General features: G+C 71.4%; 22 protein-coding genes and 1 tRNA gene. 8 read left to right on the forward strand and 15 right to left on the reverse strand.

Annotated features, from left to right (window positions below):
- Window positions 1-15: 15 nt before the first annotated feature.
- From ABZ808_RS20345 to ABZ808_RS20365, 5 genes are all read right to left on the reverse strand, one after another.
- Window positions 16-1,113, reverse strand: coding sequence for a hypothetical protein (locus tag ABZ808_RS20345; RefSeq protein ID WP_357008639.1), 1,098 nt, complete (start codon window positions 1,111-1,113; stop codon window positions 16-18).
- Window positions 1,114-1,356: 243 nt separating this feature from the next.
- On the reverse strand, window positions 1,357-2,220 hold the full coding sequence (locus tag ABZ808_RS20350; protein WP_357008642.1) for an SRPBCC domain-containing protein: 864 nt from the start codon (window positions 2,218-2,220) through the stop codon (window positions 1,357-1,359).
- Complete coding sequence (locus tag ABZ808_RS20355) at window positions 2,213-2,770, reverse strand: helix-turn-helix domain-containing protein (protein WP_357008644.1); 558 nt, start codon at window positions 2,768-2,770, stop codon at window positions 2,213-2,215. Before ABZ808_RS20355 ends, ABZ808_RS20350 begins: the two co-directional genes overlap by 8 nt.
- Window positions 2,771-2,870: 100 nt before the next feature.
- A complete protein-coding gene (locus ABZ808_RS20360; RefSeq protein WP_357008647.1) occupies window positions 2,871-4,214 on the reverse strand; it encodes a class I SAM-dependent methyltransferase in 1,344 nt (447 codons plus the stop codon).
- Window positions 4,211-5,608 (reverse strand): FAD-binding oxidoreductase, encoded by a 1,398-nt coding sequence (locus ABZ808_RS20365; protein WP_357008650.1) that lies wholly within the window; start codon window positions 5,606-5,608, stop codon window positions 4,211-4,213. Before ABZ808_RS20365 ends, ABZ808_RS20360 begins: the two co-directional genes overlap by 4 nt.
- 94 nt (window positions 5,609-5,702) lie before the next feature.
- On the opposite strand from ABZ808_RS20365, the gene ABZ808_RS20370 reads away from it, so the two are divergent.
- The 3 genes from ABZ808_RS20370 to ABZ808_RS20380 are packed head-to-tail and all read left to right on the forward strand — an operon-like array spanning window position 5,703 to window position 7,256.
- Entirely contained in the window at window positions 5,703-6,173 is a 471-nt protein-coding gene (locus tag ABZ808_RS20370; RefSeq protein ID WP_357008653.1) for a YbaK/EbsC family protein, read from the forward strand.
- Between the two features lie 39 nt (window positions 6,174-6,212).
- The gene (locus tag ABZ808_RS20375; RefSeq protein ID WP_357008656.1) at window positions 6,213-6,497 is read left to right on the forward strand and encodes a DUF427 domain-containing protein; all 285 of its coding nucleotides are present in this window, start codon (window positions 6,213-6,215) and stop codon (window positions 6,495-6,497) included.
- A gap of 45 nt (window positions 6,498-6,542) precedes the next feature.
- Complete coding sequence (locus ABZ808_RS20380; protein WP_357008660.1) at window positions 6,543-7,256, forward strand: RICIN domain-containing protein; 714 nt, start codon at window positions 6,543-6,545, stop codon at window positions 7,254-7,256.
- Window positions 7,257-7,375: 119 nt separating this feature from the next.
- Here ABZ808_RS20380 and ABZ808_RS20385 read toward each other — a convergent pair whose 3' ends face one another.
- The 5 genes from ABZ808_RS20385 to ABZ808_RS20405 all read right to left on the reverse strand — a co-directional run bounded on the left by ABZ808_RS20385 (window position 7,376) and on the right by ABZ808_RS20405 (window position 12,882).
- The gene (locus ABZ808_RS20385) at window positions 7,376-7,846 is read right to left on the reverse strand and encodes a hypothetical protein (protein WP_357008663.1); all 471 of its coding nucleotides are present in this window, start codon (window positions 7,844-7,846) and stop codon (window positions 7,376-7,378) included.
- Between the two features lie 109 nt (window positions 7,847-7,955).
- Entirely contained in the window at window positions 7,956-9,908 is a 1,953-nt protein-coding gene (locus ABZ808_RS20390) for a VWA domain-containing protein (protein WP_357008665.1), read from the reverse strand.
- Window positions 9,909-9,910: 2 nt separating this feature from the next.
- The gene (locus ABZ808_RS20395; protein ID WP_357008668.1) at window positions 9,911-11,371 is read right to left on the reverse strand and encodes a sigma 54-interacting transcriptional regulator; all 1,461 of its coding nucleotides are present in this window, start codon (window positions 11,369-11,371) and stop codon (window positions 9,911-9,913) included.
- A 27-nt stretch (window positions 11,372-11,398) separates the two neighbouring features.
- Complete coding sequence (locus ABZ808_RS20400) at window positions 11,399-11,896, reverse strand: hemerythrin domain-containing protein (protein WP_357008671.1); 498 nt, start codon at window positions 11,894-11,896, stop codon at window positions 11,399-11,401.
- Window positions 11,897-11,901: 5 nt separating this feature from the next.
- On the reverse strand, window positions 11,902-12,882 hold the full coding sequence (locus ABZ808_RS20405; protein WP_357008673.1) for an aldo/keto reductase: 981 nt from the start codon (window positions 12,880-12,882) through the stop codon (window positions 11,902-11,904).
- A 71-nt stretch (window positions 12,883-12,953) separates the two neighbouring features.
- Here ABZ808_RS20405 and mgrA point away from each other — a divergent pair, with 71 nt between their 5' ends.
- Window positions 12,954-13,949 (forward strand): L-glyceraldehyde 3-phosphate reductase, encoded by a 996-nt coding sequence (gene mgrA, locus ABZ808_RS20410; RefSeq protein ID WP_357008676.1) that lies wholly within the window; start codon window positions 12,954-12,956, stop codon window positions 13,947-13,949.
- Window positions 13,950-14,046: 97 nt separating this feature from the next.
- Here the strand turns inward: mgrA and ABZ808_RS20415 are convergent, their stop codons facing one another.
- The gene (locus ABZ808_RS20415; protein ID WP_357008679.1) at window positions 14,047-14,622 is read right to left on the reverse strand and encodes a TetR/AcrR family transcriptional regulator; all 576 of its coding nucleotides are present in this window, start codon (window positions 14,620-14,622) and stop codon (window positions 14,047-14,049) included.
- A gap of 111 nt (window positions 14,623-14,733) precedes the next feature.
- Here ABZ808_RS20415 and ABZ808_RS20420 point away from each other — a divergent pair, with 111 nt between their 5' ends.
- Window positions 14,734-15,162: a DoxX family protein gene (locus ABZ808_RS20420; RefSeq protein ID WP_357008682.1), complete on the forward strand. Its 429-nt coding sequence runs from the start codon at window positions 14,734-14,736 to the stop codon at window positions 15,160-15,162.
- Between the two features lie 221 nt (window positions 15,163-15,383).
- Window positions 15,384-16,268 carry a kelch repeat-containing protein gene (locus ABZ808_RS20425; RefSeq protein ID WP_357008685.1) on the forward strand — a complete coding sequence of 295 codons (885 nt, stop codon included), beginning with the start codon at window positions 15,384-15,386 and terminating at the stop codon, window positions 16,266-16,268.
- A gap of 64 nt (window positions 16,269-16,332) precedes the next feature.
- On the opposite strand, the gene ABZ808_RS20430 is transcribed toward ABZ808_RS20425, so the two are convergent.
- Window positions 16,333-17,232, reverse strand: coding sequence for a lytic polysaccharide monooxygenase (locus ABZ808_RS20430; protein WP_357008687.1), 900 nt, complete (start codon window positions 17,230-17,232; stop codon window positions 16,333-16,335).
- A gap of 137 nt (window positions 17,233-17,369) precedes the next feature.
- Between ABZ808_RS20430 and ABZ808_RS20435 the strand changes: the two genes are divergently transcribed.
- Window positions 17,370-17,492 carry a 50S ribosomal protein L36 gene (locus ABZ808_RS20435; protein WP_357008690.1) on the forward strand — a complete coding sequence of 41 codons (123 nt, stop codon included), beginning with the start codon at window positions 17,370-17,372 and terminating at the stop codon, window positions 17,490-17,492.
- 86 nt (window positions 17,493-17,578) lie between these two features.
- Here ABZ808_RS20435 and ABZ808_RS20440 read toward each other — a convergent pair whose 3' ends face one another.
- From ABZ808_RS20440 to ABZ808_RS20450, 3 genes are all read right to left on the reverse strand, one after another.
- Window positions 17,579-18,403: an LPXTG cell wall anchor domain-containing protein gene (locus ABZ808_RS20440; protein WP_357008693.1), complete on the reverse strand. Its 825-nt coding sequence runs from the start codon at window positions 18,401-18,403 to the stop codon at window positions 17,579-17,581.
- A gap of 287 nt (window positions 18,404-18,690) precedes the next feature.
- Window positions 18,691-18,763 (reverse strand) — tRNA-Ala (locus ABZ808_RS20445).
- Between the two features lie 87 nt (window positions 18,764-18,850).
- Complete coding sequence (locus tag ABZ808_RS20450; RefSeq protein WP_357008696.1) at window positions 18,851-19,441, reverse strand: YqgE/AlgH family protein; 591 nt, start codon at window positions 19,439-19,441, stop codon at window positions 18,851-18,853.
- A 533-nt stretch (window positions 19,442-19,974) separates the two neighbouring features.
- On the opposite strand from ABZ808_RS20450, the gene mdlC reads away from it, so the two are divergent.
- The gene (gene mdlC / locus ABZ808_RS20455; protein ID WP_357008699.1) at window positions 19,975-21,570 is read left to right on the forward strand and encodes a benzoylformate decarboxylase; all 1,596 of its coding nucleotides are present in this window, start codon (window positions 19,975-19,977) and stop codon (window positions 21,568-21,570) included.
- Window positions 21,571-21,579 lie beyond the last annotated feature (9 nt).

Here is a 21,579-nt window from a genome sequence, read left to right on the forward strand (position 1 = left end):
ACCCTTTCCGACGGGTCAATTCAACCGGGTACGGCCGTCGAAGCCGAAGAGCGGGATGTCGTTGACGCCGTTACGGCTCAACTCGTCGGTGACCTGCCGCATCTGTTGAGGATCGGGTCGATAGTGCCCGCTGGCGGAGGTCACGTACTGCACTCTACCGTCGACGACCGCGATCTCGCCGGCTGCCGCGACCGGGCGGCCGTTGCCCAGGGTCGAGTGGTGGAAGTTACCGACCTCCTGGTAGTTCGAGGCGTAGATGTTGCCCCGTTCGTCCATGACGAAGATGGCCCGGCCGCCGTCCTGGCTCCAGTGCGTGGACGCGGCACGGGTGTCGAAAGGCTGGCCGTCCAGTGCTTGGCGCAGGACGCCGTCCGAGTCGACGTACACCCGGTGATCTTCCAGTTCCGCCTCGCTGAGTCGACGCACCGACTTGGGTCGGAAGGGATTCCCCGGGTGGTCGCCCATGGTCTCGTACCGGTAGTCATCCCGCATCGGTCGCCCCTGGTAACGGACCTCCTGCAGTGGCCCGGGCACGCCGGGTCGCTCCGGCCGACGTTTGGGGCCCTTGCGGTCGAACCGGCGCAGCAACGTCTTGGCGCGGCGGAGCATTCGCGGAATGATCTCCTTGACGACCCGTTCCACGACCTCCTTGATGATCCGGCGGATCGCGACCCGGGCCACGCCGATCGCGATCGGGATCTGTGCCAGCGAGCCACCGAGGGTGGGGGCGGCTGCCGCCAGGGCCATGGCAACCTGGATTACCAGGATCGCCAGCTGAACGATCGTGAGGATCTTCTGGGCCAACGTGATCACGGCCATCACGAGCAGCGCGGCGGCGATGAGTTCCGCGGCCTCGGCGCCGTCCTCGATACGGCGGGGTGGACCCTCCTCGTCGCGCCACCGCGCCTCGAAGGCGTCGATATCACGCCCCCGATTGGTCGCGCTCACGGCGCTCGCTCCGGCGTTCGCCTGGGCAGCCGTCGTGCGCAGCTTGCCGGCGAAGGACATCCACGCCTGGGCGGCCTCGAACAGTAGCTCCTCGTCGGCCTCCGGCCAGGTGAAACCTACCCAGTTGAGGGCTTCGGCGAGCTCAGAAGGCAGCTGCAGGCCCACCGGGCAGCTCCAGTCCCGGGTCGGTCAGCCCACACACCGTCCCGGCCTCGTCGCCGCCCTCGGGGGCCCGGTCCGCACGCTCTGGATGTGCCACCCACACCGCCTTGGCCGCCGTCCTGCAGAAACTCCGCGGATCTTACCGGCCGGGCAGACAGTCAACGAGCCCTATCACCCGACGCTCCACCCTGGACATCCGGCCGACGGCACAAACTATCCAGGGTGGAGGCGTCGTTGACGGGTGAATCAGTTGGCGGGCTCCAGGCCGGGCACCTCGGTGTCGAGCCAGATCGGCTGCCAGGCCGGCACCTCGTGGAAGCGGCGCAGCTCGGCCAGCCCGGCCACCGACCCGCTCCAGGCCGCGTACGGGGGGTTGCCCTCGTCGAAGCCGCTCTGCACGAAGGTCAGCGTGGTCCGACCGCCGGACTCGGCCAGCTCCCAGTGCGTGACGCCGGTCGGTCCCCAGTCGACCGACATCTTGCGGCCGGGCTCCAGGTCGACGATCTTGGCCGCGTACCCGGTTTCGAAGCCGCCCATCGCATACCGGCCGCCGACCCACGGCTCGATCCCGATCGGGTAGCCGAACCAGGCGCTGGCCTGCTCGGAGTCGGTCAACGACTCCCACACCTTGTCGGCGGGGGCGGCGATGACCAGCTCGCCGCGCAGGTCGGCGGAGGTGAAGTCGGTGCGCGGCAGGAGCGACCGGCCCTCCAGGTGGGAGGCCAGGTTGGCGATGGCCAGCGCCCAGTACGTCTGGAGGACACCACGGATGCTGGAGCCGCTCATCGCCTCGGCGAAGTCGAAGTGGCTCTGCGTCAACGTCAGCACGGTGCTGTCGGCGCCCTCGGCGGTCAACTGGAACTCGGTGGTGGTCTCCACCCCGTCGAGCAGCCAGCCGAAGCGCAGTGTGTCGTCGTCGGCGTGCAGCAGGCGCTGATGCGGGGCGTCACCCTCGGGCGTGTAGCGGCCCCAGAACTCGTACCGCCGGGGCAGCTCGACCTCGGCGTGCTCGGCCAGCCAGATTCGCAGCTCGGCCGGGTCGGTCAGGGCCTGGCGGACGCGCCCGACGGGCGCGAAGAGGCGGGCCTGCACCTTCAACGGTTCACTCATTGTCGTTCCCTTTCGGATAGCAGGCGACGGCGATCTTGAAGGCATCTCCTTCGCTGCCGCCGTAGCGGGTGAACAGGTCCTGAAGTGCGGTTTGCAGGTCGTGCAGGAACTGCTGGCGCTGCTCGGCCGGCACCCGGATCTCGCCGGAGACCCCGATCGAGGGCAGCTCGGGCGCCGTCCGGTCCAGGGCGGCGATGTCGGCCTGGACGTCCTCCATCAGGTCGAGCAGGAAGCCCAGGCTCAGCTCGTCGCGGGCACGGCGCAGCCCGATCCGGCCGACCAGCCGAGGCGAGAGCCAGTAGGACCGGGCGGCGGCCTGGTAGATGCCCTCGGTGATGCCGCGGACCTTGCGCTCGTTGACCAGCTCGACCAGGCCGGCAGCGACGAGCTGTTTGACGTGGTAGTAGACGCGCTGTGGCGTCTGGTCGAGTCGGGCCGCGACCTCGGTGCAGGTGCGCGGTTCGGCCAGTTGCCGCAGCACCTCGACGCGCTGCGGTTTGAGCAGGACTTCGGCCTGCTCAATCTGCTCCAGGTACAGGACATCTCTCATGGCAAAACCAGTTTGTACGTACAAAATTTGTTTGTCAATCGCTTCGCGAGAAGCCGCGCCGATTTTCTCGGCGCGGCTTCAGGCGACGGTCAAGCCCCGGTCAGGCCAGCCAGTCCGGCCGCAGCGGATAGCCATTCACGCCGTCCGGGCCGTTGTGGGTGGCCAGCACCTGGTGCAACTGGATGCCGTTGCGCTCGAACGCCATCCGCGACCCGGCCATGTACAGCCCCCACACCCGGGCGGTGCCCGCGCCCACCTCCGAGACGCAGAAATCCCAGTGCTCCACCAGGTTGCGACACCAGGCGGCCAGCGTCAGCGCGTAGTGCTGGCGCAGGTTCTCCTCGTGGTGCACCTCCAGCCCGGCGTCGTGCACCTCGCTGATCAGCCGACCCGGGCCGGCCAGCTCACCGTCCGGGAAGACGTACCGGTCGATGAACGCGCCCGAGCGGTGTGGCGCCCGATTGTCCGCCCGCGTGATGCAGTGGTTGAGCAACCGCCCACCCGCACGCAGCCGGGACCGCAGCGCCCCGAAGTAGGCCGGGTAGTTGCGCACCCCGATGTGCTCGGTCAACCCGATCGAGGAGACCGCGTCGAACTGCTCCGCCGGCGCGTCCCGGTAATCCATGTGCCGCACCTCGGCCAGCCCGGTCAGCCCCTCCCGCTCGATCGCGGCCTGCGCCCACTGCGCCTGCGCCTTCGACAGGGTCACCCCCAGCGCCTTGACGCCGTACTCGCGTGCGGCGTGCCGGACCATGCCGCCCCAGCCGCAGCCCACATCCAGCAGCCGCATCCCCTTCTGCAACGCCAGCTTGCCCGCGACCAGGTCGTACTTCGCCGCCTGGGCCTGCTCCAACGTGTCGTCCGGAGACCGGAAAACCGCGCAGGTGTACGTCATGGACGGGCCGAGCACCTTCTCGTAGAAGGCGTTCGAGACGTCGTAGTGGTGCGAGATGGCAGTGCTGTCGCGGACCCGCGAGTGGACCAGCCCGTTCATCACCCGCTTCCACCGCGGCAGCGCCTCCTGCGGCGGGGCCGGCGGCGGCATCAGCCGCTCCCAGCCCAGCCCACGGACCATCGCCAGCCCGTCGGTGAGCGACGGCGGGCGCAGCCGCAGCTCGTCCTTGAGCACCCGCAACGCCTCGTACGGGTCGCCCGGGTGCACCCCCTGCAACGCCAGGTCGCCGCTGACGTACGCCCGGGCCATGCCCAGATCGCCAGGTGCGGTGAGCAGGTACGACAGCCCCCGCTCGGAACGGATCGCCAGGGTGATGCCGGCGTCGGCCGGGCCGACGGCGCTGCCGTCGTACCCGGTGATCCGCACCGGCAGCGGCCCGGCGGTGACCGCGCGGATGACGTCCGCCACGGTCGGACCCGTGGGCCGGCCCCCCGCCGGCGGGGTGGCAGGGGCGCTGGCCGCCCCCTGATCTCTGTCGGTCAGGCTCATGCTCGTGCTACCGCCTTTTCGTACAGTCCCGTCAGCCGGTGGTCCGGGTCGTAGCGGTCCTTCACCGCGCGCCACGTGTCGCCGCCGTAGAGGCGGTCGAACGCGTCCCGGTCGTAGTACGCGTCGGAGTAGAGCGACTTGTGACCGCCCGACTCCGACACCCTGCGTTCGATCGTGCGGTTGACGTCGCCGTCAGCGGCGCCCGACGCGATCGGCACGCTCCCCCAGAACCCAATGTTGACGTAGTCCTGCCCCGGCCGGAGCGGATACAACGGCCAGGAGCGCGCGGAACCGGGACCCGCCGGCTCGCGCAATCGCAACGGACAGAGCCACACCGGGGTCATCCCCACCGCGCCGGCGAACCAACGCAGGAAGTCAGCCATACGGTCCAGCGGGATCTCCACGTCCTGCACGACCCGCTCCCGGGCCGGCTGGCCGCGCAACCGGTCGACCCGGGCCGCCACCTGGTGCCGGTGCTCCAGCCGGACCAGCCGGTGATAGACGTCGCTGCGCCGGTAACGCGCCGGCCAGAGCCGCCGCACCACCGGGTGCTGCGCGCCGAACGCCGCCGAGCACCAGAACCAGTCGGTGTCCCAGCGCCAGAGATAGTCGTACGCGGTGAGCACGTCCCGGGTCCGCCGGCGCAGCGACCGGTAGTAGATCGCCTGGCCGGTGTAGTCGCTGGGCGGGTCGGCCGTGTCGGTGAAGGTGCCCAGCACCAGGTACGCCTCGCCGGGGCTGAACATCACCCCGTCCAGCGTGTCGACCGGCTCGCCGGCCCAGGACCGGCTGGCGGTCACCTCGGCGATCGCGTCGGTGAGCGCCTCCAGCCGGGTGAACCGGACGTTGCGCAACGCCACGTACCGGCCGACCGGTTGCAGCTCGATGCGCAGCCGGGTGGCGTAGCCGAGACTGCCCAGCGAGTTGGGGAACGCGGTGAACAGGTCGGCGTGCTCGCCGTCGGGCCGGGCCGTGACGATCTCGCCGGAGCCGGTGAGGATGTCCAGCTCCCGTACCGACTCGTGCGGCAGGCCGTTGCGGAACGACGTCGACTCGATCCCGAGGCCGGTCACCGCCCCGCCCAGGGTGATGGTGCGCAGCTGCGGCACCACCAACGGCATCAGCCCGTGCGGCAACGTCGCGTCGACCAGATCCTCGTACGTGCACATGCCCTGCACGTCGGCGGTCCGGGCGGTCGCGTCGACCGACAGCACACGGTTGAGGCCACTTACGTCGAGGCCCGGGGTCCGGGGAGCGGACCGGGGGCGGAACAGGTTGGAGGTGCGTTTGGCCAGCCGGACAGGCTCGCCCGTGGGCACCGCGGCGTACGACCGCCGCAACGTGTCCACCGCTTGATCATGGTCAATGGGGTGATCCACACGCTCAGCGCGCATGTGATCACCTTACGCCCGCACCCGGAAATTCGTGGGGATGTCAGCGGCGGCCATTTCTCGTCCCGTGCCAGGTCCGGCCGCTACCGTGGCGGTCATGCCGTCGCCCGCGATCACCGCCCTGGACTCCGCCGGGCTCCCGTACCGGTTGGTCAGCCACGGCGCGGTCGGCAGCCTGGCGGAGGCCGCCGCCGCCCGGGGCGTGGCCGTACCGGACGTGGTCAAGACGATCGTGGTGCGCCGGGGTGCGGACGACCATTTGTTCGTGCTCACCCCCGGCGACCGGGTCGTCTCCTGGCCCAAGCTGCGGGCCCTGCTGGGGGTGCACCGTCTCTCCATGCCGGACGCGGCGGGCGCTTTGGCCGCCACCGGCTACGAGCGCGGCACCATCACCCCGTTCGGCGCGAGCACGGCCTGGCCGGTGATCGCCGACGAGCGGCTGCGCGGTCGGGAGATCACCCTGGGCGCAGGCGAACGTGGTCTCGCCATCGCGGTCGACGCCGACGCCGCGATCACCACGCTCGGCGCCACCGTGGCCGACGTCACCGACCCACAGCCCACCCGCTGAACCCTGTCGTCGTCGGTGGGGCGGCCTACTGTTGGGGACATGCCGAAAGCCGTGTGGAACGACCTGGTCATTGCCGAGAGCGACGACACCGTGCTGGTCGAGGGCAACCACTACTTCCCCCGCTCCGCCCTGCGCGACGACCTGATCCGCGAGTCCGCGACGCACACCGTCTGCCCGTGGAAGGGCACCGCCTCCTACTACACCCTCGAACACGAGGGCAGCACCAGCCAGGACGCGGTCTGGTACTACCCGGAGCCCAAGCCGGACGCCGAGATGGTGCGCGACCGGGTGGCGTTCTGGAAGGACGTCCGGGTCGTCGACTGACCGCTGGGTTGGCTCCGGCGCGCCGCCGTGGGTGAGGATGGCCCCATGTCCGCGCCCGAGGAACGCCCCGCGCCCGCCGGCACCGTCTACGGCGGTCGCCGGGCGCCAAACTCCGGCCTGTTGAGCGACCCGCTGCTGCGGCTGGCGTTGGCGGTCGGGCTGATCGGCGTACTCGTGGGGGTGGTCTTCGCCACCGGGCTGTTCGGCGGTGACGACGAGCCGGTGGTGCCGGCGACGGTCGGCGCGCCGTCCAGCGTGCCGGCGCCCACCACCCCGGCGGCCGAGCCGAGCCCGACCGCCTCGGTCGAGCCGTCGCCGACCCCGTCGCCCACCACCCCGGCCGGCCCGCCCACCGGGCCGACGATGGTGCGGGCCGCCTCCGGGCTCTGCCTCGCGCTCGACGGCGACGGCGAGAAGGCCGAGGCGGAGCTGGCGGCCTGCACCGGCGGCCCGGAGCAGCAGTGGGTGGTCAACCCGGCCGCCGCGGACGTCGTGACGCTGACCAACGCCGCCTACGGGCAGTGCCTCGACGTGGAGGGCGGCAGCGGGGACGACGGCGCCCGGATGATGCAGTTCCCCTGCCACGGCAGGCCCAACCAGCAGTGGCGACTGACCGCCACCGGCACCGGCCCGGTGCTGCTGGTGGCCGCACACAGCGGCAAGTGCGCGCAGGCCGACGACGACGGCGCCGAGGCCGGGGACGAGGTCCGGCAGCGGCCCTGCGACGGTCGGCCCGTCCAGCAGTGGACCCTCGGCTGACGCATCGGCGTCGCGCCTTCCACCCCCGCCCCACCTCTCCCCGCGATCTTGCACTTTCGGTCGGCGACTTGCCCCATATGCCCTCTTTATCCAGGCAGGAAGTGCAAGATCGGCGAGGGTTAGGGGTTGGTGCGGAGCACGTGTAGCTGGGCCTGGTGTTTGGGGAGGTGGACACGGGTGTGCAGGTCCAGGGTGCGGGACCAGGGCAGCGACTCGTCGACGTTGAGGTCGAAGCCCTCCCGCAGGTGGGTCTCGACCGGGGTTTCCGCCTCCAGGCCGAGCTGATCCACCAACGCGCAGAGCCGTTCACTGGTGCCGTGCAGCAGCGCGGTCAGACCACGCAGGCCGCCCTGCTCGGCGGCCAACGCGTCGAGCTGCGGACGGTGCACGTCCTCCTCCAGCTCGTAGTAGGCGAACGGCGACCCGGCCAGCAGTGCCTCGGTGGCCTGGATCATCAGCTCGTCGTTGGCGACGAGATGCGCCACGATCTGCTCAGCACTGAGCTGCCCTGACGGCGCCGCCCCGAACTCCCCCGCGTCAAGCTCGGCGAAGACCGCGCCATAAGCCCGCCGCAACCCCCCGCTCTCCATCCCCCCAGTCAACCCGCCCCCACCCCGTCGATCATGGAGTTGTGGTGCCCGGTTCACCCGGACGAGAGCCATTTGTCACCCACCACAACTCCATCGACAAGGAGGGCGGTTAGCGGCGGGACTGGCGGGAGCGGAGGTAGTCGGACACCACGTACTCGCCCAGGTCGTCGGTGTCCGGGGTGAACATGCGGCCTCGGCTGCGGCGGGCCACCGCGTCGACGAAGCGGCGCAGGCCCGGGTCGTCGCCGAGCATGAACAGGTTGAGCGTGGCGCCGTAACGGCTGAGCCGGTCCACCTCGCGGACGGTCGCCTCGATCGTCTCCGGCAGCGGCGGCCAGTGGAACAGCGCCTCCCCGTCATCCGGGTCCAGGTGGGCGGTCGGCTCGCCGTCGGTGACGACCAACACCACCGGCTCGGCGTCCGGGTGCCGGCGCAGGTGCCGACCCGCCAGTCGCAGCGCGTGCTGGAGGTTGGTGCCCTGTTCCAGGTCCGGCTCCACGGCGGCCAACTCCTGCTGGGTGAGCGTCATCGCCTCCCGGCCGAAGCCCACGATCTGCAGGGCGTCCTGCGGGAAACGCGTCTCCATCAGGTGCGCCAGCGCCAGCGCCGTCTGCTTCATCGGCCCCCAACGACCCTGCGAGATCATCGAGTACGACAGGTCGACGCAGAGCACCACCGCCGCGGAGGCCCTCTTCTCGGTCTCCACCACCTCGAAGTCGTCCGCCGCGAGCTGCACCGGAACGGTCGGCCCGGTCCGGGTGACCGCCCGGGTCAGGGTGCGGACGACGTCCAGGGGCTGCTCGTCGCCGTACTCCCAGGGTCGGGACGCGCCGCTGACCTCGCCGGCGGCACCGGCCGAGCGCAGGTCGTGCTGCCCGCGCGGCCCGGCGGTCAACTCGGCGAAGACCCGCCGCAGCGCGGTCCCGCCGAGCCGGCGCAGTGCCTTCGGGCTGAGCGTGAGCCCGTCCGCGTCCCGGCTCACCCAGCCCTGCCGGCGCAGCTCCCGCTCCAGCTCGCGCAGCCGGCGGACGTCATCCGCGGCGTCCCGGCCCAGCGTGCGAGCCACCGCGTCGACGTCCACGTCGTCCAGAGTGGCCCCGGGGTGGTCCTGGTCGAGCTGGTCCAGCAGGTCGTCCAGCTCGCCGATCTCTCCGAGCGCCCCGGCCGCGTCGGCGTAGCCCAACGGCTGCTCGCCCCGGACCCGCTCCCCGCGTCCCCACCGCAGATCGGGCCGCAACGCCCGCAGGTTCGCGTCGAGCGCGGACAACTCCCCGGCGAGACGGTCCCCCAGCGACTGCTGCATCAGACCGGCCAGCTCGGCGCGCTGCCGGTCGGAGAGCGAGTTCATCAGCCGCTCGCCGGCCGCCGAACGGCGGGCCAGCACGTCGATCAGCTCGTCGACGGTCTCCGGCCGCTCCGGGAAGAAGTCACCGTGCCGGCGCATGAACTCGGCGAACGCGTCGGTGGTGTCCTCCGCGCGCCCGTGCCGGGCCAGCAGGTCGTTCAGGTCCCGCATCATGTCGGCGAGCCGCTGCTGAACGGCCGGGTCGGCGGAGGCGCGTGCCGCGTCGCGCAGCCCGGCGAACCGCTGACCGAGCACGTCGTCACGGAGCTGGTCGAGGATCTGCTGGTACGAGCGACGGGCGTCCTCGCTGGCCCACTGGTAGCCGGACAGCTCCTCGACCGCCCGCGCGGTGGACCGGGGCAGGTTGTCCAGCACCGACTCGGCGAACCGCGCGTCATCGTCGTCGCGGCCCCGCAGTTCGTCCCGCTCGGCGGCGAGGGCCTGGTCGAGCAGTGCCTGCGCACGGGTCACCGCGCCGTCCAGGTCGCCACGACGAAGCGCCTCCCGGCGCAGCCGCCGCGCCCGGGCGGCCAGGTCGTCCAGCCCGCCACGTCCCTGTGGGCCACGACGCAGCAGGTTGCGCAGCGCCTCGCGCAGGCTGCCGCCGGCCAGCACCTCGGCGCCGACCGCGTCCACCGCCTCTTGCACGTCGTACGGGGGTGCGAGCGGATCGGGTCCGCCGCGCCACTGCCCGTACCGGAACCGGTTGCCGGCCACGGTCAGCCCCGGCCGCCGTAGACGGTGCGCCCCGAGTCGGTGACGTCCTTGCCGAGCCGGCGGGTCAGGTGCAGCCCTTCCAGCACGAACTCGACGGCGGCGGCGGCCTCCTCCGGGGTGGGTGCGTCACCCAGGCCGAGCCGGTCCAGCACCTTGGCCAGGCCGGGCACGGTGCCCACCTGGCGCAGCAGCTCGCCGGCGCCGACCAGTTCGCCGGTTTCGATCGCCGCGCCCTCCTCGACGAGTGCCGTGAAGCCGGACAGGTCCAGCCCGGCGAGGTGCGCCCGGAACGTCTCGGCGGTCGCGGTACGCAGCAGGTGGGCGAGGATCTCGATCTCCCGCCCCTCCTCACCGCTCTCGAACTCCACCTTGCCGCGCAGGGTGCTGGTCACCGACACGGCGTCACCGACACGGGCCACGGCGGCCTCGGGGCGACCCTCCGGGGTGTCGGCGGCGGCGAGCAGGCCGGCGCGGCGCAGCGCGGCACCGGCGACCGTCTCGGCGGCGGCGATCGCGAACCGGGCCGAGACGCCCGAGCGCGGGTCCACCGACGGCGACTCCCGCACCGCGCGGGCGAACCGGGCCAGGACCTCCAGCACGTGCTCCGGCACCTCGGCGACCAGGTCGGCCTCCTGCCGGATCAGCGCCAGCTCCAACTCCAGGTCGATCGGGTAGTGGGTACGGATCTCCGCGCCGAACCGGTCCTTGAGCGGCGTGATGATCCGGCCCCGGTTGGTGTAGTCCTCCGGGTTGGCGCTGGCCACCAGGAGCAGGTCCAGCGGCAGCCGCAGTTGGTAGCCACGAACCTGGATGTCCCGCTCCTCCAGCACGTTGAGCAGCGCCACCTGGATCCGCTCGGCCAGGTCGGGCAGCTCGTTGACGGCGAAGATGCCCCGGTTGGTACGGGGTACCAACCCGAAGTGGATCGTTTCCGGGTCACCGAGGGTGCGGCCCTGTGCGATCCGGATCGGGTCGACGTCACCGATCAGGTCACCGACGCTGGTGTCCGGGGTGGCGAGCTTCTCGCCGTACCGCATCGAGCGGTGCAGCCAGCCGACCGGCTGGTCGTCGCCGGCCTCGGCGACCTGGGCGCGGGACGCGGCGGTGAGCGGGTGCATCGGGTGCTCGTTGAGCACCGAGCCCGGAATGACCGGGGTCCACTCGTCGAGGAGCGCGCCCAGCGAGCGGATCAGGCGGGTCTTACCCTGGCCCCGCTCGCCGAGCAGCACCATGTCGTGCCCGGCGAGCAGCGCCCGCTCGACCTCGGGCAGCACGCTGTCGTCGTAGCCGACGATGCCGGGGAAGCGGGCCTCGCCGGAGCGCATCCGGGCGAGGAGGTTGGCACGGAGTTCCTGCTTGACGGTGCGGTACTGGTGACCGGCCGCCCGCAGCGCGCCGAGCGTGCTGGGCAGGTCGGCCGGTGGAACCGGGATTACCGGGGTAGGCGCAGTCACCCGACCCACGCTAGCTCAGGCGCGGCACCACGACGCTCAGCGGTGGTCGGCCACATACGCCTGCGGGTCCTTGTCCCGGAAGGGCAGGTTGCGCCCGTTCTTGTGCTCGCCGTAGAAGGTCAGCCACCGTTGGCCGAGTTCGGCACGCAGCTCGACGCTGGCGTTGCGGCGGAAGTCGGGCAGCGCCTCGTCCTCCTCCTCGGCCAGGTGCTCGCTGTTCTCCCGGCGGGCCGTGCCGACGGCTTCCCACCAGGGCTTCGAGCCGACCGGGTGCAGCTTGGCCTCGGCGATGGCATCCCGGATCTTGTTGTGGTCGCCGATCGCGTCGGTGGTCTCGTCCTCGCCGTCGTCGCCGTGCTTGACCAGGTGGGGATAGAGGATCGCCTCCTCGGCCTCGGCGTGGATGTCCAGGTGCAGGGCGAGGGCGTCCCAGACGGCGAGGAGTTCCTGCTCGTCGCGGGCGTCGTCGAGTCGGGCGAAGCCACGCCGGAAGGAGGCGTGGTCGTCCAGGATCAGCGCGGTGATGTCGTCCACTGTGCTCACTTTCCCGATGGGTCGGCGAACCGGGCGCGCAGCATCCGGGGCACTGCGGCGAGCCCGGTGACCGGACGGAACCGTTTGGCGGCCTCGGCCAGCGCCGCGTACTCGTCGTCGGCGAGGTCGATGTCGGCGGCTGCGGCGTTGCGTTCCATCTGCTCCACGCCGGACGCGCCGGGGATGGCAAGCACGTTGGGGTGGCGCAGCAGGTACGCGAGGGCGATCTGGCTGGGGGTGGCGTCGTGGGCGTCGGCGACCTGGCGCAGGGTGTCGATGAGGGCAGCGCCCCGTTCCAGGTTCTCGGGCAGGAAGTAGGCGTTGGCCCGCCGGATCGCGCCGGTCGGCGGGTTCTTGGCGTCGTACCGGCCGGAGAGAAAGCCCTGGGCCAGCGGGCTGTACGCGATGACCACCCGGCCGGTCTGCTGGGCGTACGGCAGCAGGTCCTGTTCGGGCGCGCGGTCCAGCATGCTGTAGCGGACCTGGTTGCTGAGCACCCGCCGGCCGAGCGCGGCCTCGGCGACCTGCCAGCGACGCAGCCCGTAGTTGCTGACGCCGACCTCGGCGACCAGCCCGACGTCCTGCAACGCCCGCATGCCGCGCATGGTGGAGTGGTCGGCGACGAGCGGGTTGGGCTGGTGCACCTGGTAGAGGTCGAGGGTGGTGACGCCGAGCCGGGCCGCCGAGGCGACGGCTCGCTGCTGCACCACGGCGGCCACCGGCAGCACCGGGAAGATCTTGGTGGCGACGGTGACCTTGGGCCGGTCGTCGCCGAGGGCCGCGCCGAGGATCCGCTCGCTGCGCCCGAACCCGTAGACCTCGGCGGAGTCGAAGACGGTCACGCCCAGCTCGACGGCGCGTCGGACGATCTGCGCGGCCCGCTGCTCGTAGTCGGGGCCGTAACCCCACTCCCGGGAGCCGAACTGCCAGGTGCCCAGTCCGATCTTGGAAAGCGGTTTGGGGGTGTCGAGGGGGATGAACCGCATGGTGTCGAAACTACCCCCGTTGTCCGGGTTCTAACGCGCGATCCCGCGTACCCGGGACCGGGTCTACGCTCATGATCGTGACCTACCTCGCCGCGGATGACCGCTACGACAGCATGACCTACCGGCGCAGCGGACGCAGTGGCCTGCGGCTGCCCGTCGTCTCCCTCGGGCTGTGGCACAACTTCGGCCCGGACCGCCCGTTCGACCGGCAGCGCGACATTGTCCGGCGCGCGTTCGACCTGGGTGTCACCCACTTCGACCTGGCCAACAACTACGGCCCGCCGCCCGGCTCTGCCGAGGAGAACTTCGGCCGGATGCTCGCCACCGACCTGAAGCCGTACCGGGACGAGCTGGTCATCTCCAGCAAGGCCGGCTACCTCATGTGGCCCGGCCCGTACGGCGAGTGGGGCTCGCGCAAGTACCTGATCTCGTCGCTGGACCAGTCGCTGAGCCGGATGGGCCTGGACTACGTCGACATCTTCTACTCGCACCGGTTCGACCCGGACACCCCGCTGGAGGAGACGATGGGCGCGTTGGACGCCATCGTCCGCTCCGGCAAGGCGCTCTACGTCGGCATCTCGAACTACAACTCGGAGCAGACCGCCCGCGCCGCCGCGATCCTGCGCGACCTCGGCACGCCGCTGCTGATCAACCAGCCGTCGTACTCGATGCTCAACCGCTGGACCGAGTCCGACGGCCTGCTCGACACGCTGGAGGAGGTCGGTGCCGGCTGCATCGCGTACAGCCCTCTGGCCCAGGGCCTGCTGACGGACCGCTACCTGGGCGGCATCCCGGCCGACTCGCGGGTGCGCACCAGCGTCTTCCTCAACGAGAGCGACCTCAGCGACGAGAAGATGGCCACCATCCGAGGGCTCGGCGCGGTCGCCGAGCGGCGCGGCCAGTCACTGGCCCAACTCGCGCTGGCCTGGGCGCTGCGCGACCCGCGGATGACCAGCCTGATCATCGGGGCGAGCAGCGTCGAGCAGTTGGAGGCCAACGTCGCCGCCGTCGGCAACCTCGACTTCACCGCCGACGAACTGGCCGAGATCGACCGACTGCTGGGCTGAGCGCCCGCGATACCGCGATACGACGTTGGCCGGCACCCTTCCCGGGGTGCCGGCCAACACGGTTGTTGGGCAGGACGTCCCGGCAACGGCCGGACGATTATCGCGCGTCGTCCCGCCTCGCCGCGGCCAGGACCCGATCGACGAGGTCTTCGACGAAGGGCCGATCCGCCGGTTGAACCTGGAAACCCGCGCGCACGAGCACCCCGCCCACCAGGAGCGCCAGCGAAGGCTCGACATCCTCGGCCCGCAGGTGAGAGCGGAGGGCCGAGTCCAGTGACCGGGTCCCGGCCGCGTAGAGCCGCTCGCGCAGTTCATCGACGATGGGGTCACTGCCGGCCCGCTCAAGGAGCCCGCCGAAAACCCTGACCAGGTGCCCGTCGGCGAGGTCCTGCCCGAAGTCGAGCAAGCCGGCTATCAGGTCGTGGCGTAGGTCGCCGGTCAACTGGGGGTGCCCGACTGCGGCACACATCTGATCGACCGACGCCCGAACCAGGTCCAGGCGCGTTGGCCAGTGCGCATAGATGGTCGCCTTGGAGTAGCCCGCCCGGTGCGCGACCTCGGCGTGAGTCACCGCCGCCCAACCCTGCTCCAGGAACAGCGCCGTGGCCGCGTCGACGACATCCCGCCGGGTCCGCTGAACCCTCGGATCGACGCTGTCGGCTTCCTGCTCCACGACCACCGACCCTACCGAACAGCCAAACCATCCGACAACTTCTGAACACCTTGTCTATTACTGAACAACTAGGCTAGGTTCGGAGGCATGCTTCCCCGAGAGGAACTCGTGATGACCGACCCTGCACAAACGCTGCGGACACCGCCCGTCAGCGCACTCACCATCGGCCTGTGGACCGCCCAGGGAGCCCTCGCGCTGATCTTCGCGGGCGGCGGCGTCTGGAAAATCGTCACGCCCATCGAGCGGGTCGCCGAGGCGTTCGCCTGGGCAGGCGAGGTCCCACCGGGCCTGTTCTACGCGACCGCCGCACTCGACATCCTCGGCGGGATCGGCGTGCTCCTGCCCTCGCTCACCCGAATCAGGCCCGAAGTGACAGTGCTCGCGGCTCTCGGGTGCGTCGCGCTGCAAGCCTCCGCGATCGTCTTCCACCTCTCCCGGGGAGAGGCCGCGGACACGCCCGTCAACGTCCTGTTCATCGTGCTCGCGCTCTTCGTCGCCTGGGGGCGTCGCTCGAAGGCCCCGATCGCGCCTCGGGCATGACACACCGCACCACCGAGCCGTCGACCACTACCCATCTTGGAGCAGAGTTGAAGAGGAACTATCGCATCGTCGCGGCGACGTTGGCGGCAGCGGCGTTGTCCGTCGCCGGCCTCGGGCAGGTGACGTCGGCCGACAGCGCGCAGGCAAAATCACCCGCCGGCCATGATCGAGCTGTGTGGAGCGACAGGGCGCCAATGAACACGGCACGGGCGGAGGTAGGGGTGGCCGCGCTCGACGGCCGCGTCTATGTCGTCGGTGGCACCGTGCAGGACGGCGACGAGCAGCCAACGTGGGCGACGACCCTGGTCACCAGCTACGACCCGCGTACCGACCGGTGGCGGCAGCACGCGCCCCTGCCGCGCCCCCTCACGCACGTCGGCGTGGCCGGGCTGAACGGAAAGTTGTACGCCTTCGGCGGCTTCACCGACATCGTGCACATGCATCCGCAGCAGGTGGCCTACGCCTACGACCCGCTGCGCAACGCCTGGAGCCGGCTGCCGGACATGCCCCAGAAGCTGGGCTCGGTCGGCGTCGCGGCGGTGAACGGAAAGCTGCACCTGCTCGGCGGACGGGACTCCCACACGGTCGTGACCCTGCCGGATCCGCCGATCTCCATGGGGTACGGCACTGTCCGGACCCACCTGACGTACGATCCGGCGCGGCGCAGCTGGTCCACGGCCGAGCCACTGCCGGTCGAGCCGCGCGACCACGCGGGAGTCGCCGTCCTCGGCGATCGCGTGCACGTGTTCGGCGGCCGGGTCGCCGACGGGGAGGACAGCCTCGCACGCCATGACGTCTACGACACCCGGACCCGACGGTGGAGCAGGGCAGCCCCCTTGCCGACGCCCCGCTCCGCCGGAGCCGCAGTCGTGCTCAACGGCCGGATCGTGTACGCCGGCGGCGAGTGCAGGCCGGACGAGACCACCTACGACGACGTGACGGCGTACGACCCCCGCAAGGACCGCTGGACCACGCTGTCGCCGTTGCCGCAGGGCCGGCACGGATTGGGCGCCGCCCGGGTCGGCGATCGCGGCTACTTCGTGGCGGGGGCGCTCACCTGCGGCGGCGGGGCAAGCGCCGACACGTTGGAGCTGAACCTCAGGTGAGACCGGCCAGGTGCCGTTCGACCGGCACCTGGGCTGAGCGCCGCCGGGTGTCGGGCGGGTCGGGTCACCAGATCCGGCGCCGCCCGGCCCGGTGGTTGCGTACCTCGCACTGCCGCCCGACCGGCGCGACGGCTCCGCGCCGACGCCGGCCGACGCCGATCAGCAACGCGAGGACCAGCACGGTGGCCGCGCCGGCCAGCACCGGCCACCGCGCGCCGAGGTCGCGTACCGACGCCACGGGCACGCCCGGGTCGGCCGCCGCCGCCACCGTCGACGCGGCGGCGGCCGGCCGACTCGCCGTGGTACGCGGGACAGCCGGCGCGCTCTTCGCCGTGCCGCTCCGCGCCGCCCGGAACACCACGTCGGAGCAGGAGTAGTAGGTGTCCGGGGTGTTGGAGTTCTGCCAGATCGTGTAGATCAGGTGCCGGCCGCTGCGGCCCGCCGGCAGCCGGCCCGCCAGTTGGTACGCCCTGGCCCGCACCGGCGGGTCGGTCACCGTCAGAAACGGGCGCGACTCCAGATCCGACCAGGTCAGCGGTCTACGAGGGTCGTAGTCGGGCCGGGTGACGTAGAGCCGGAAGGTTCCCCGGTGCTCGATCGTGGTCCGGTACCGGAAGGTGAACGTCGCTCCGGCGGTCAGCTCGGTGCTCGGCCAGTCGGTCCGGGGCAGGTCCAGTCCCCGGTACGCGGACAGCCCACCGCTGCACAACTCACCGTCCGGGATCCGCTGCCGGTCCCGGCCGTTGATCGCGGCCACCCGCACGTTGTCCCACTCCCGCACGGCGGCTCCCGCCGCGACCGCCGCCCGGCAGGCACTGGTGGCCGCGTACCGGCCCTCGGGGCCGCAGGCCGCCGCCCGACTGATCGGGTCGGTCGGTGCGCCGTGCGCGGCTGCGGGCGTGGCGGCCAGTGGCACGGTCGCGGCAGCGACAAGCACCGTGGCGAGCAGCCGGCGTACGGTCATGACGTTGACCTCCCGCCAGTGGTACGAGCGCGGGGAGGCAAAGGTTCGACGCCGCGTGGCCGGGAATCGTGGGTGCGGCCAGGGCGTTCCGATAGACGGTACGGATCGAGGCCAGACCCCAGGCCGAGGAGGCAGACATGAAGGTACGCACCTCGTTGCGCGCGCTCAAGCAGAAGCCGGGCTCAGTGGTGGTCCGCCGGCACGGCCGGGTGGTCGTGGTGAACCGCGCGAACCCGCAGTGGAAGAGCCGCCAGGGCTGACAACGCCCTTAGCGGACATACAGTCGACAACGCCCCGACCGGGTAACTTTCCGGTCGGGGCGTTGTCGCGTCTCCGTCGTTTCCGGCTACGCCACGAAACGCGTACGGCGGCGGCGGGCGATCAGGTAGCCGGCACCGCCGAGGAGCAGGAGCGCTCCCCCCACGCCGGCGACGGTCGTGGTGCCGGCACCGGTCACGGGCAGCCCACCGCCCTCACCGCTCGAACTGGCCGAGGGCGTGACGGACGGCGTGACGGACGGCGAGGCGGTCGGCGCGACGGTCGGCGTCGCGGTCGGCGTGGGGCTGGCGGTCGGGCTCGGCGTCACCAGCTCGACGCCGACAAAACCGATCGGGCCGTTCAGCCCTCCGAGTTGCCCGGCGGGAGCCGCCAACGTCAGCGCGGCGTCGGTGCCGCGGACCGCCTTCGTGCCCTGGCCAGCCCACTGGTCGGCCAGCGCTTGTACGCCGCCGCGCGCGTCGGCGTACTCCTTGCTGAACCACTGGTGGATGATCGAGGAGATCTTCTCAGCCCGAGCGTCCGTCTTGGTGGAGATCCCCACCCCGGTGACGGCCAGACTCTCGCCCGGCGCGAGCTTCTGGTCGAACGCGCACCAGGCCGTCTCCTGGTTGCTGTCGACCGCGTACCAGCAGTTCTCGTACTTCTTGGTGTAATCCAGATCGTTGAGGATCCGCACCTGGACGACGAGGCCTTCGACCGGGGCGTCGCCCGCGTTCGTCACGCCCAGCACAGCGGGCACGTCCGCGCCCTGACCGACCAGATACTTGCGGTTCTTACCCGTCTGCGGGTCCTTCTCCCCGCCGGCGGCGAGCTTCGCCGGGTCGGGTTGATTCGGAGCAGCGGCGGCGGCTGGTGCGGCGGCGAGACCGAGCGCAAGGATCGTGGCGCTCACGGCAAACCCGGTGTATCGGCGGATCGTCATAGAAACCCCCGTGCATGAATGAAGACGACCGCGACACGGTACAGCTGCTACCTTCCGCGCCCTGTCCCCATCTATCGGGCAAAGCCGGGCCAGGTGGGACAACATCGACGCATCGTGGGGGATGCGCGGCACGTGGTTCTCGATGCCAGGAAGGCTGGGGCGGGGCCGGCGGCAGCGCTTGCCTGTCGGCCACGGTCGCCGTTTGGAAACGAGTCAGGGCGCCCGTCATGTCTGACGAACGCCCTGATCTCCAAGGGTGGAGCCGAGGGGACTCGAACCCCTGACCCCCACACTGCCAGTGTGGTGCGCTACCAGCTGCGCCACGGCCCCTTGCTGTCACCCGGTCGCCCGGGCACTGGGAAACTATACACAGACCGGCGGGCATGGTCATCTCGCGGGGTCCCCGGCGGGCCGGGGTCAGTTGAGCGCCACGTCCGGCGGGAAGTGGGCCACGGCGGCCATCATGCCGCCCTGCCGGCGCAGCACCATCGGCCACAGGTCGTCCGGGCGGTCGACGAAGGCGTCACCGGGCAGGGCGTCCAGGAGGAACCAGGAGCCGTCGGCGATCTCCTGCTCCAACTGCCCGCTGCCCCAGCCGGAGTAGCCGGCGAACACCCGGATGCCGCCGATGCTCTCCCGCAGCTTCTCCGGGTCGATCGAGAGGTCGATCGTGCCGACCGCCCCGGAGACCTGATGGAAGCCCTTGAGCCGGCGCAGCGGCTGCCGCATGCGGGCCAGGCAGATGGCCGAGTCGGGCTGCACCGGCCCGCCCTCGAAGAGGACCGCCGGGTCGCGGGCCAGGTCGCTCCAGTCGCCCAGCACCTCGGCGACCGGCACCTCGGTGGCCCGGTTCAGCACCACGCCGAGCGCGCCGCCCGGCTCGTGGGCCACCAGCAGCACCACCGTACGGTCGAAGTTCGGGTCCTTGAGCGCCGGAGTCGCGACCAGCAGCCGCCCGGTCATCGACTCCATCGCCCGTCCGCCGATCGCCTGGCCCTCTCCCTGCATCCCACCTACCGTCAATCGTGAGCCCGGACCGGGGACCCGCCACCCGGGGGATCCGCACGGTGCGCCAGCTTCAGCCGCGCTGTCAACGCCATGCCTGGCACCATAGCTTGCGTCCCGGGCGCTGGCTAAGGTCTGACCGGCGGGTGATCAGACAGTTAAGACGAAGGTTCGGTGGCACGGACGGCCGAGTCGCGATGATCGACGGATCCGGCCCGCACGCCCTCCTCGACGTCACCCCGCATGACCTGGAAACTCCGTACGAGCGGCCGTCGAGGGCTCCGGAGCGCCGCTTTCGCGGGACGTGCGTCGGCGATGCTGGCTACTTGTCGATTGCGTTGATCCCCGGCGACTTTCCCTGCCTTTCGCACCGCCCTGGGCCGGCCCGTGCGCGACCCGGCCCCGGTTCACCGGACGAGCGGCACCACCGACGCCGGAGAAACGACCGAAAGGTCCGGCACATCCCGATAGATTCGGCTGGTCGAGAGGGCGACCGCGATCGTCCCTGCGCGCACGCGACACGGAGGCAGGTGGCGATGGCAACGGTCCGGGACGCGACGTACGACGTGCTCCGCAGCCTCGGCATGACCACCGTCTTCGGCAATCCCGGTTCCACCGAGGAGCCGTTCCTGCGGGACTTCCCGGACGACTTCCACTACGTCCACGCCCTGCACGAGGCCACGGCCGTCGCGATGGCCGACGGGTACGCCCAGGCCACGGGTGCGCCCGCGCACGTCAACCTGCACACCGCCCCCGGCACCGGCAACGGCATGGGCAACCTCGTCACCGCCTGGCACAACAAGACCCCACTGATCGTCACCGCCGGCCAGCAGACCCGGGAGATGCTGCTGCTCGAACCCCGGCTGACCAGCCGTCGGGCCGTCGAGCTGCCCGAGCCGTACGTCAAGTGGAGCTACGAACCGGTCCGCGCGCAGGACATCCCGGCGGCGCTGCTGCGGGCGTACGCGACCGCCGTGCAGCCGCCGGCCGGGCCGGTCTTCCTCTCGCTGCCGATGGACGACTGGGCGCAGCCGGCCGAGGCGGCACCCGCGTCGCGCTCGGTGGCCACCCGGTTCGGGCCGGACCCCCAGCGGTTGGCCGAGTTCGCCCGGGTGCTGGCCGACAGCCGCAACCCCGCGCTGGTGTTCGGTCCCGGGGTGGACCGCTCCGGCAGTTGGTCGGCGGCGGTCGCGCTGGCGGAACGGCTGGCCGCGCCGGTCTGGTCCGCTCCCGCACCGGAGCGGGCCGTCTTTCCGGAGGACCACCCGAGCTTCCGTGGGGTGTTGCCGTTCGCGATCGGCCCGTTGGCCGAGGCACTGGGCGGGCACGACACCGTCCTGGTCATCGGCGCCCCGGTGTTCCGCTACTACCCGTACGTGCCGGGCGGCCACCTGCCCGAGGGCGCCCGGCTGCTGCACGTCACGGACGACCCGGACGAGGCCGCGCGGGCTCCGGTCGGGGACAGCCTGCTCGGCGATCCCGGGCTGACCCTGACCGCACTGCTCGACCTGGTTCCTCCAGCCGACCGACAGCCCCCGACGCCCCGGGCCGCTCCGGCACCCCCGGAGATCACCGCGCCGCTGAGCGCCGACGCCCTGTTCGCCGCGCTGGCGACGCACTGGCCGGAGGACGGCGTGCTGGTCCAGGAGTCGCCGTCCAACCTGTCCGCGCTGCGCCGCCGGCTGCGGATCACCCAACCGGCGTCGTACTTCACGATGGCCAGCGGTGGCCTCGGCTACGGCCTGCCGGCGGCGGTCGGGGTGGCGCTGGCCGAGCGGGACACCGGGCGCGGACGCCCGGTGGTGGCGGTGATCGGCGACGGCTCGTTCCACTACTCGGTGCAGGCGCTGTGGACCGCCGCGCGACTGTCACTGCCCGTGGTGGTCATCGTCCCGGTCAACCAGCAGTACGCGATCCTCAAGGCGTTCGCCGAGTTGAAGGACACGCCCGGGGTGCCTGGGCTGGACCTGCCGGGGTTGGACGTCACCGCGATAGCGGCCGGCTACGGCTGCACCACCGAGGTGGTGCAGACTCCCGACGATCTCGGCGCGGCGCTCGCGACCGGCCTGCGCGCCGACGGTCCCACCGTGCTGCCGGTGCCGATCAGCACCGACGTACCCAAGATCCTCTGATCCTGGCGC

The organism is Micromonospora sp. NPDC047527 (genome assembly GCF_040643015.1).
GTDB lineage: Bacteria > Actinomycetota > Actinomycetes > Mycobacteriales > Micromonosporaceae > Micromonospora.

Coding starts and splice junctions, on each gene's coding strand:
- ABZ808_RS20350 (WP_357008642.1), bottom strand. CDS start 2,220: ATGAGTGAACCGTTGAAGGTGCAGGCCCGCCTCTTCGCGCCCGTCGGG.
- ABZ808_RS20355 (WP_357008644.1), bottom strand. CDS start 2,770: ATGAGAGATGTCCTGTACCTGGAGCAGATTGAGCAGGCCGAAGTCCTG.
- ABZ808_RS20360 (WP_357008647.1), bottom strand. CDS start 4,214: ATGAGCCTGACCGACAGAGATCAGGGGGCGGCCAGCGCCCCTGCCACC.
- ABZ808_RS20365 (WP_357008650.1), bottom strand. CDS start 5,608: ATGCGCGCTGAGCGTGTGGATCACCCCATTGACCATGATCAAGCGGTG.
- ABZ808_RS20370 (WP_357008653.1), top strand. CDS start 5,703: ATGCCGTCGCCCGCGATCACCGCCCTGGACTCCGCCGGGCTCCCGTAC.
- ABZ808_RS20375 (WP_357008656.1), top strand. CDS start 6,213: ATGCCGAAAGCCGTGTGGAACGACCTGGTCATTGCCGAGAGCGACGAC.
- ABZ808_RS20380 (WP_357008660.1), top strand. CDS start 6,543: ATGTCCGCGCCCGAGGAACGCCCCGCGCCCGCCGGCACCGTCTACGGC.
- ABZ808_RS20385 (WP_357008663.1), bottom strand. CDS start 7,846: ATGGAGAGCGGGGGGTTGCGGCGGGCTTATGGCGCGGTCTTCGCCGAG.
- ABZ808_RS20405 (WP_357008673.1), bottom strand. CDS start 12,882: ATGCGGTTCATCCCCCTCGACACCCCCAAACCGCTTTCCAAGATCGGA.
- mgrA (WP_357008676.1), top strand. CDS start 12,954: ATGATCGTGACCTACCTCGCCGCGGATGACCGCTACGACAGCATGACC.
- ABZ808_RS20420 (WP_357008682.1), top strand. CDS start 14,734: ATGACCGACCCTGCACAAACGCTGCGGACACCGCCCGTCAGCGCACTC.
- ABZ808_RS20430 (WP_357008687.1), bottom strand. CDS start 17,232: ATGACCGTACGCCGGCTGCTCGCCACGGTGCTTGTCGCTGCCGCGACC.
- ABZ808_RS20435 (WP_357008690.1), top strand. CDS start 17,370: ATGAAGGTACGCACCTCGTTGCGCGCGCTCAAGCAGAAGCCGGGCTCA.
- ABZ808_RS20450 (WP_357008696.1), bottom strand. CDS start 19,441: ATGCAGGGAGAGGGCCAGGCGATCGGCGGACGGGCGATGGAGTCGATG.
- mdlC (WP_357008699.1), top strand. CDS start 19,975: ATGGCAACGGTCCGGGACGCGACGTACGACGTGCTCCGCAGCCTCGGC.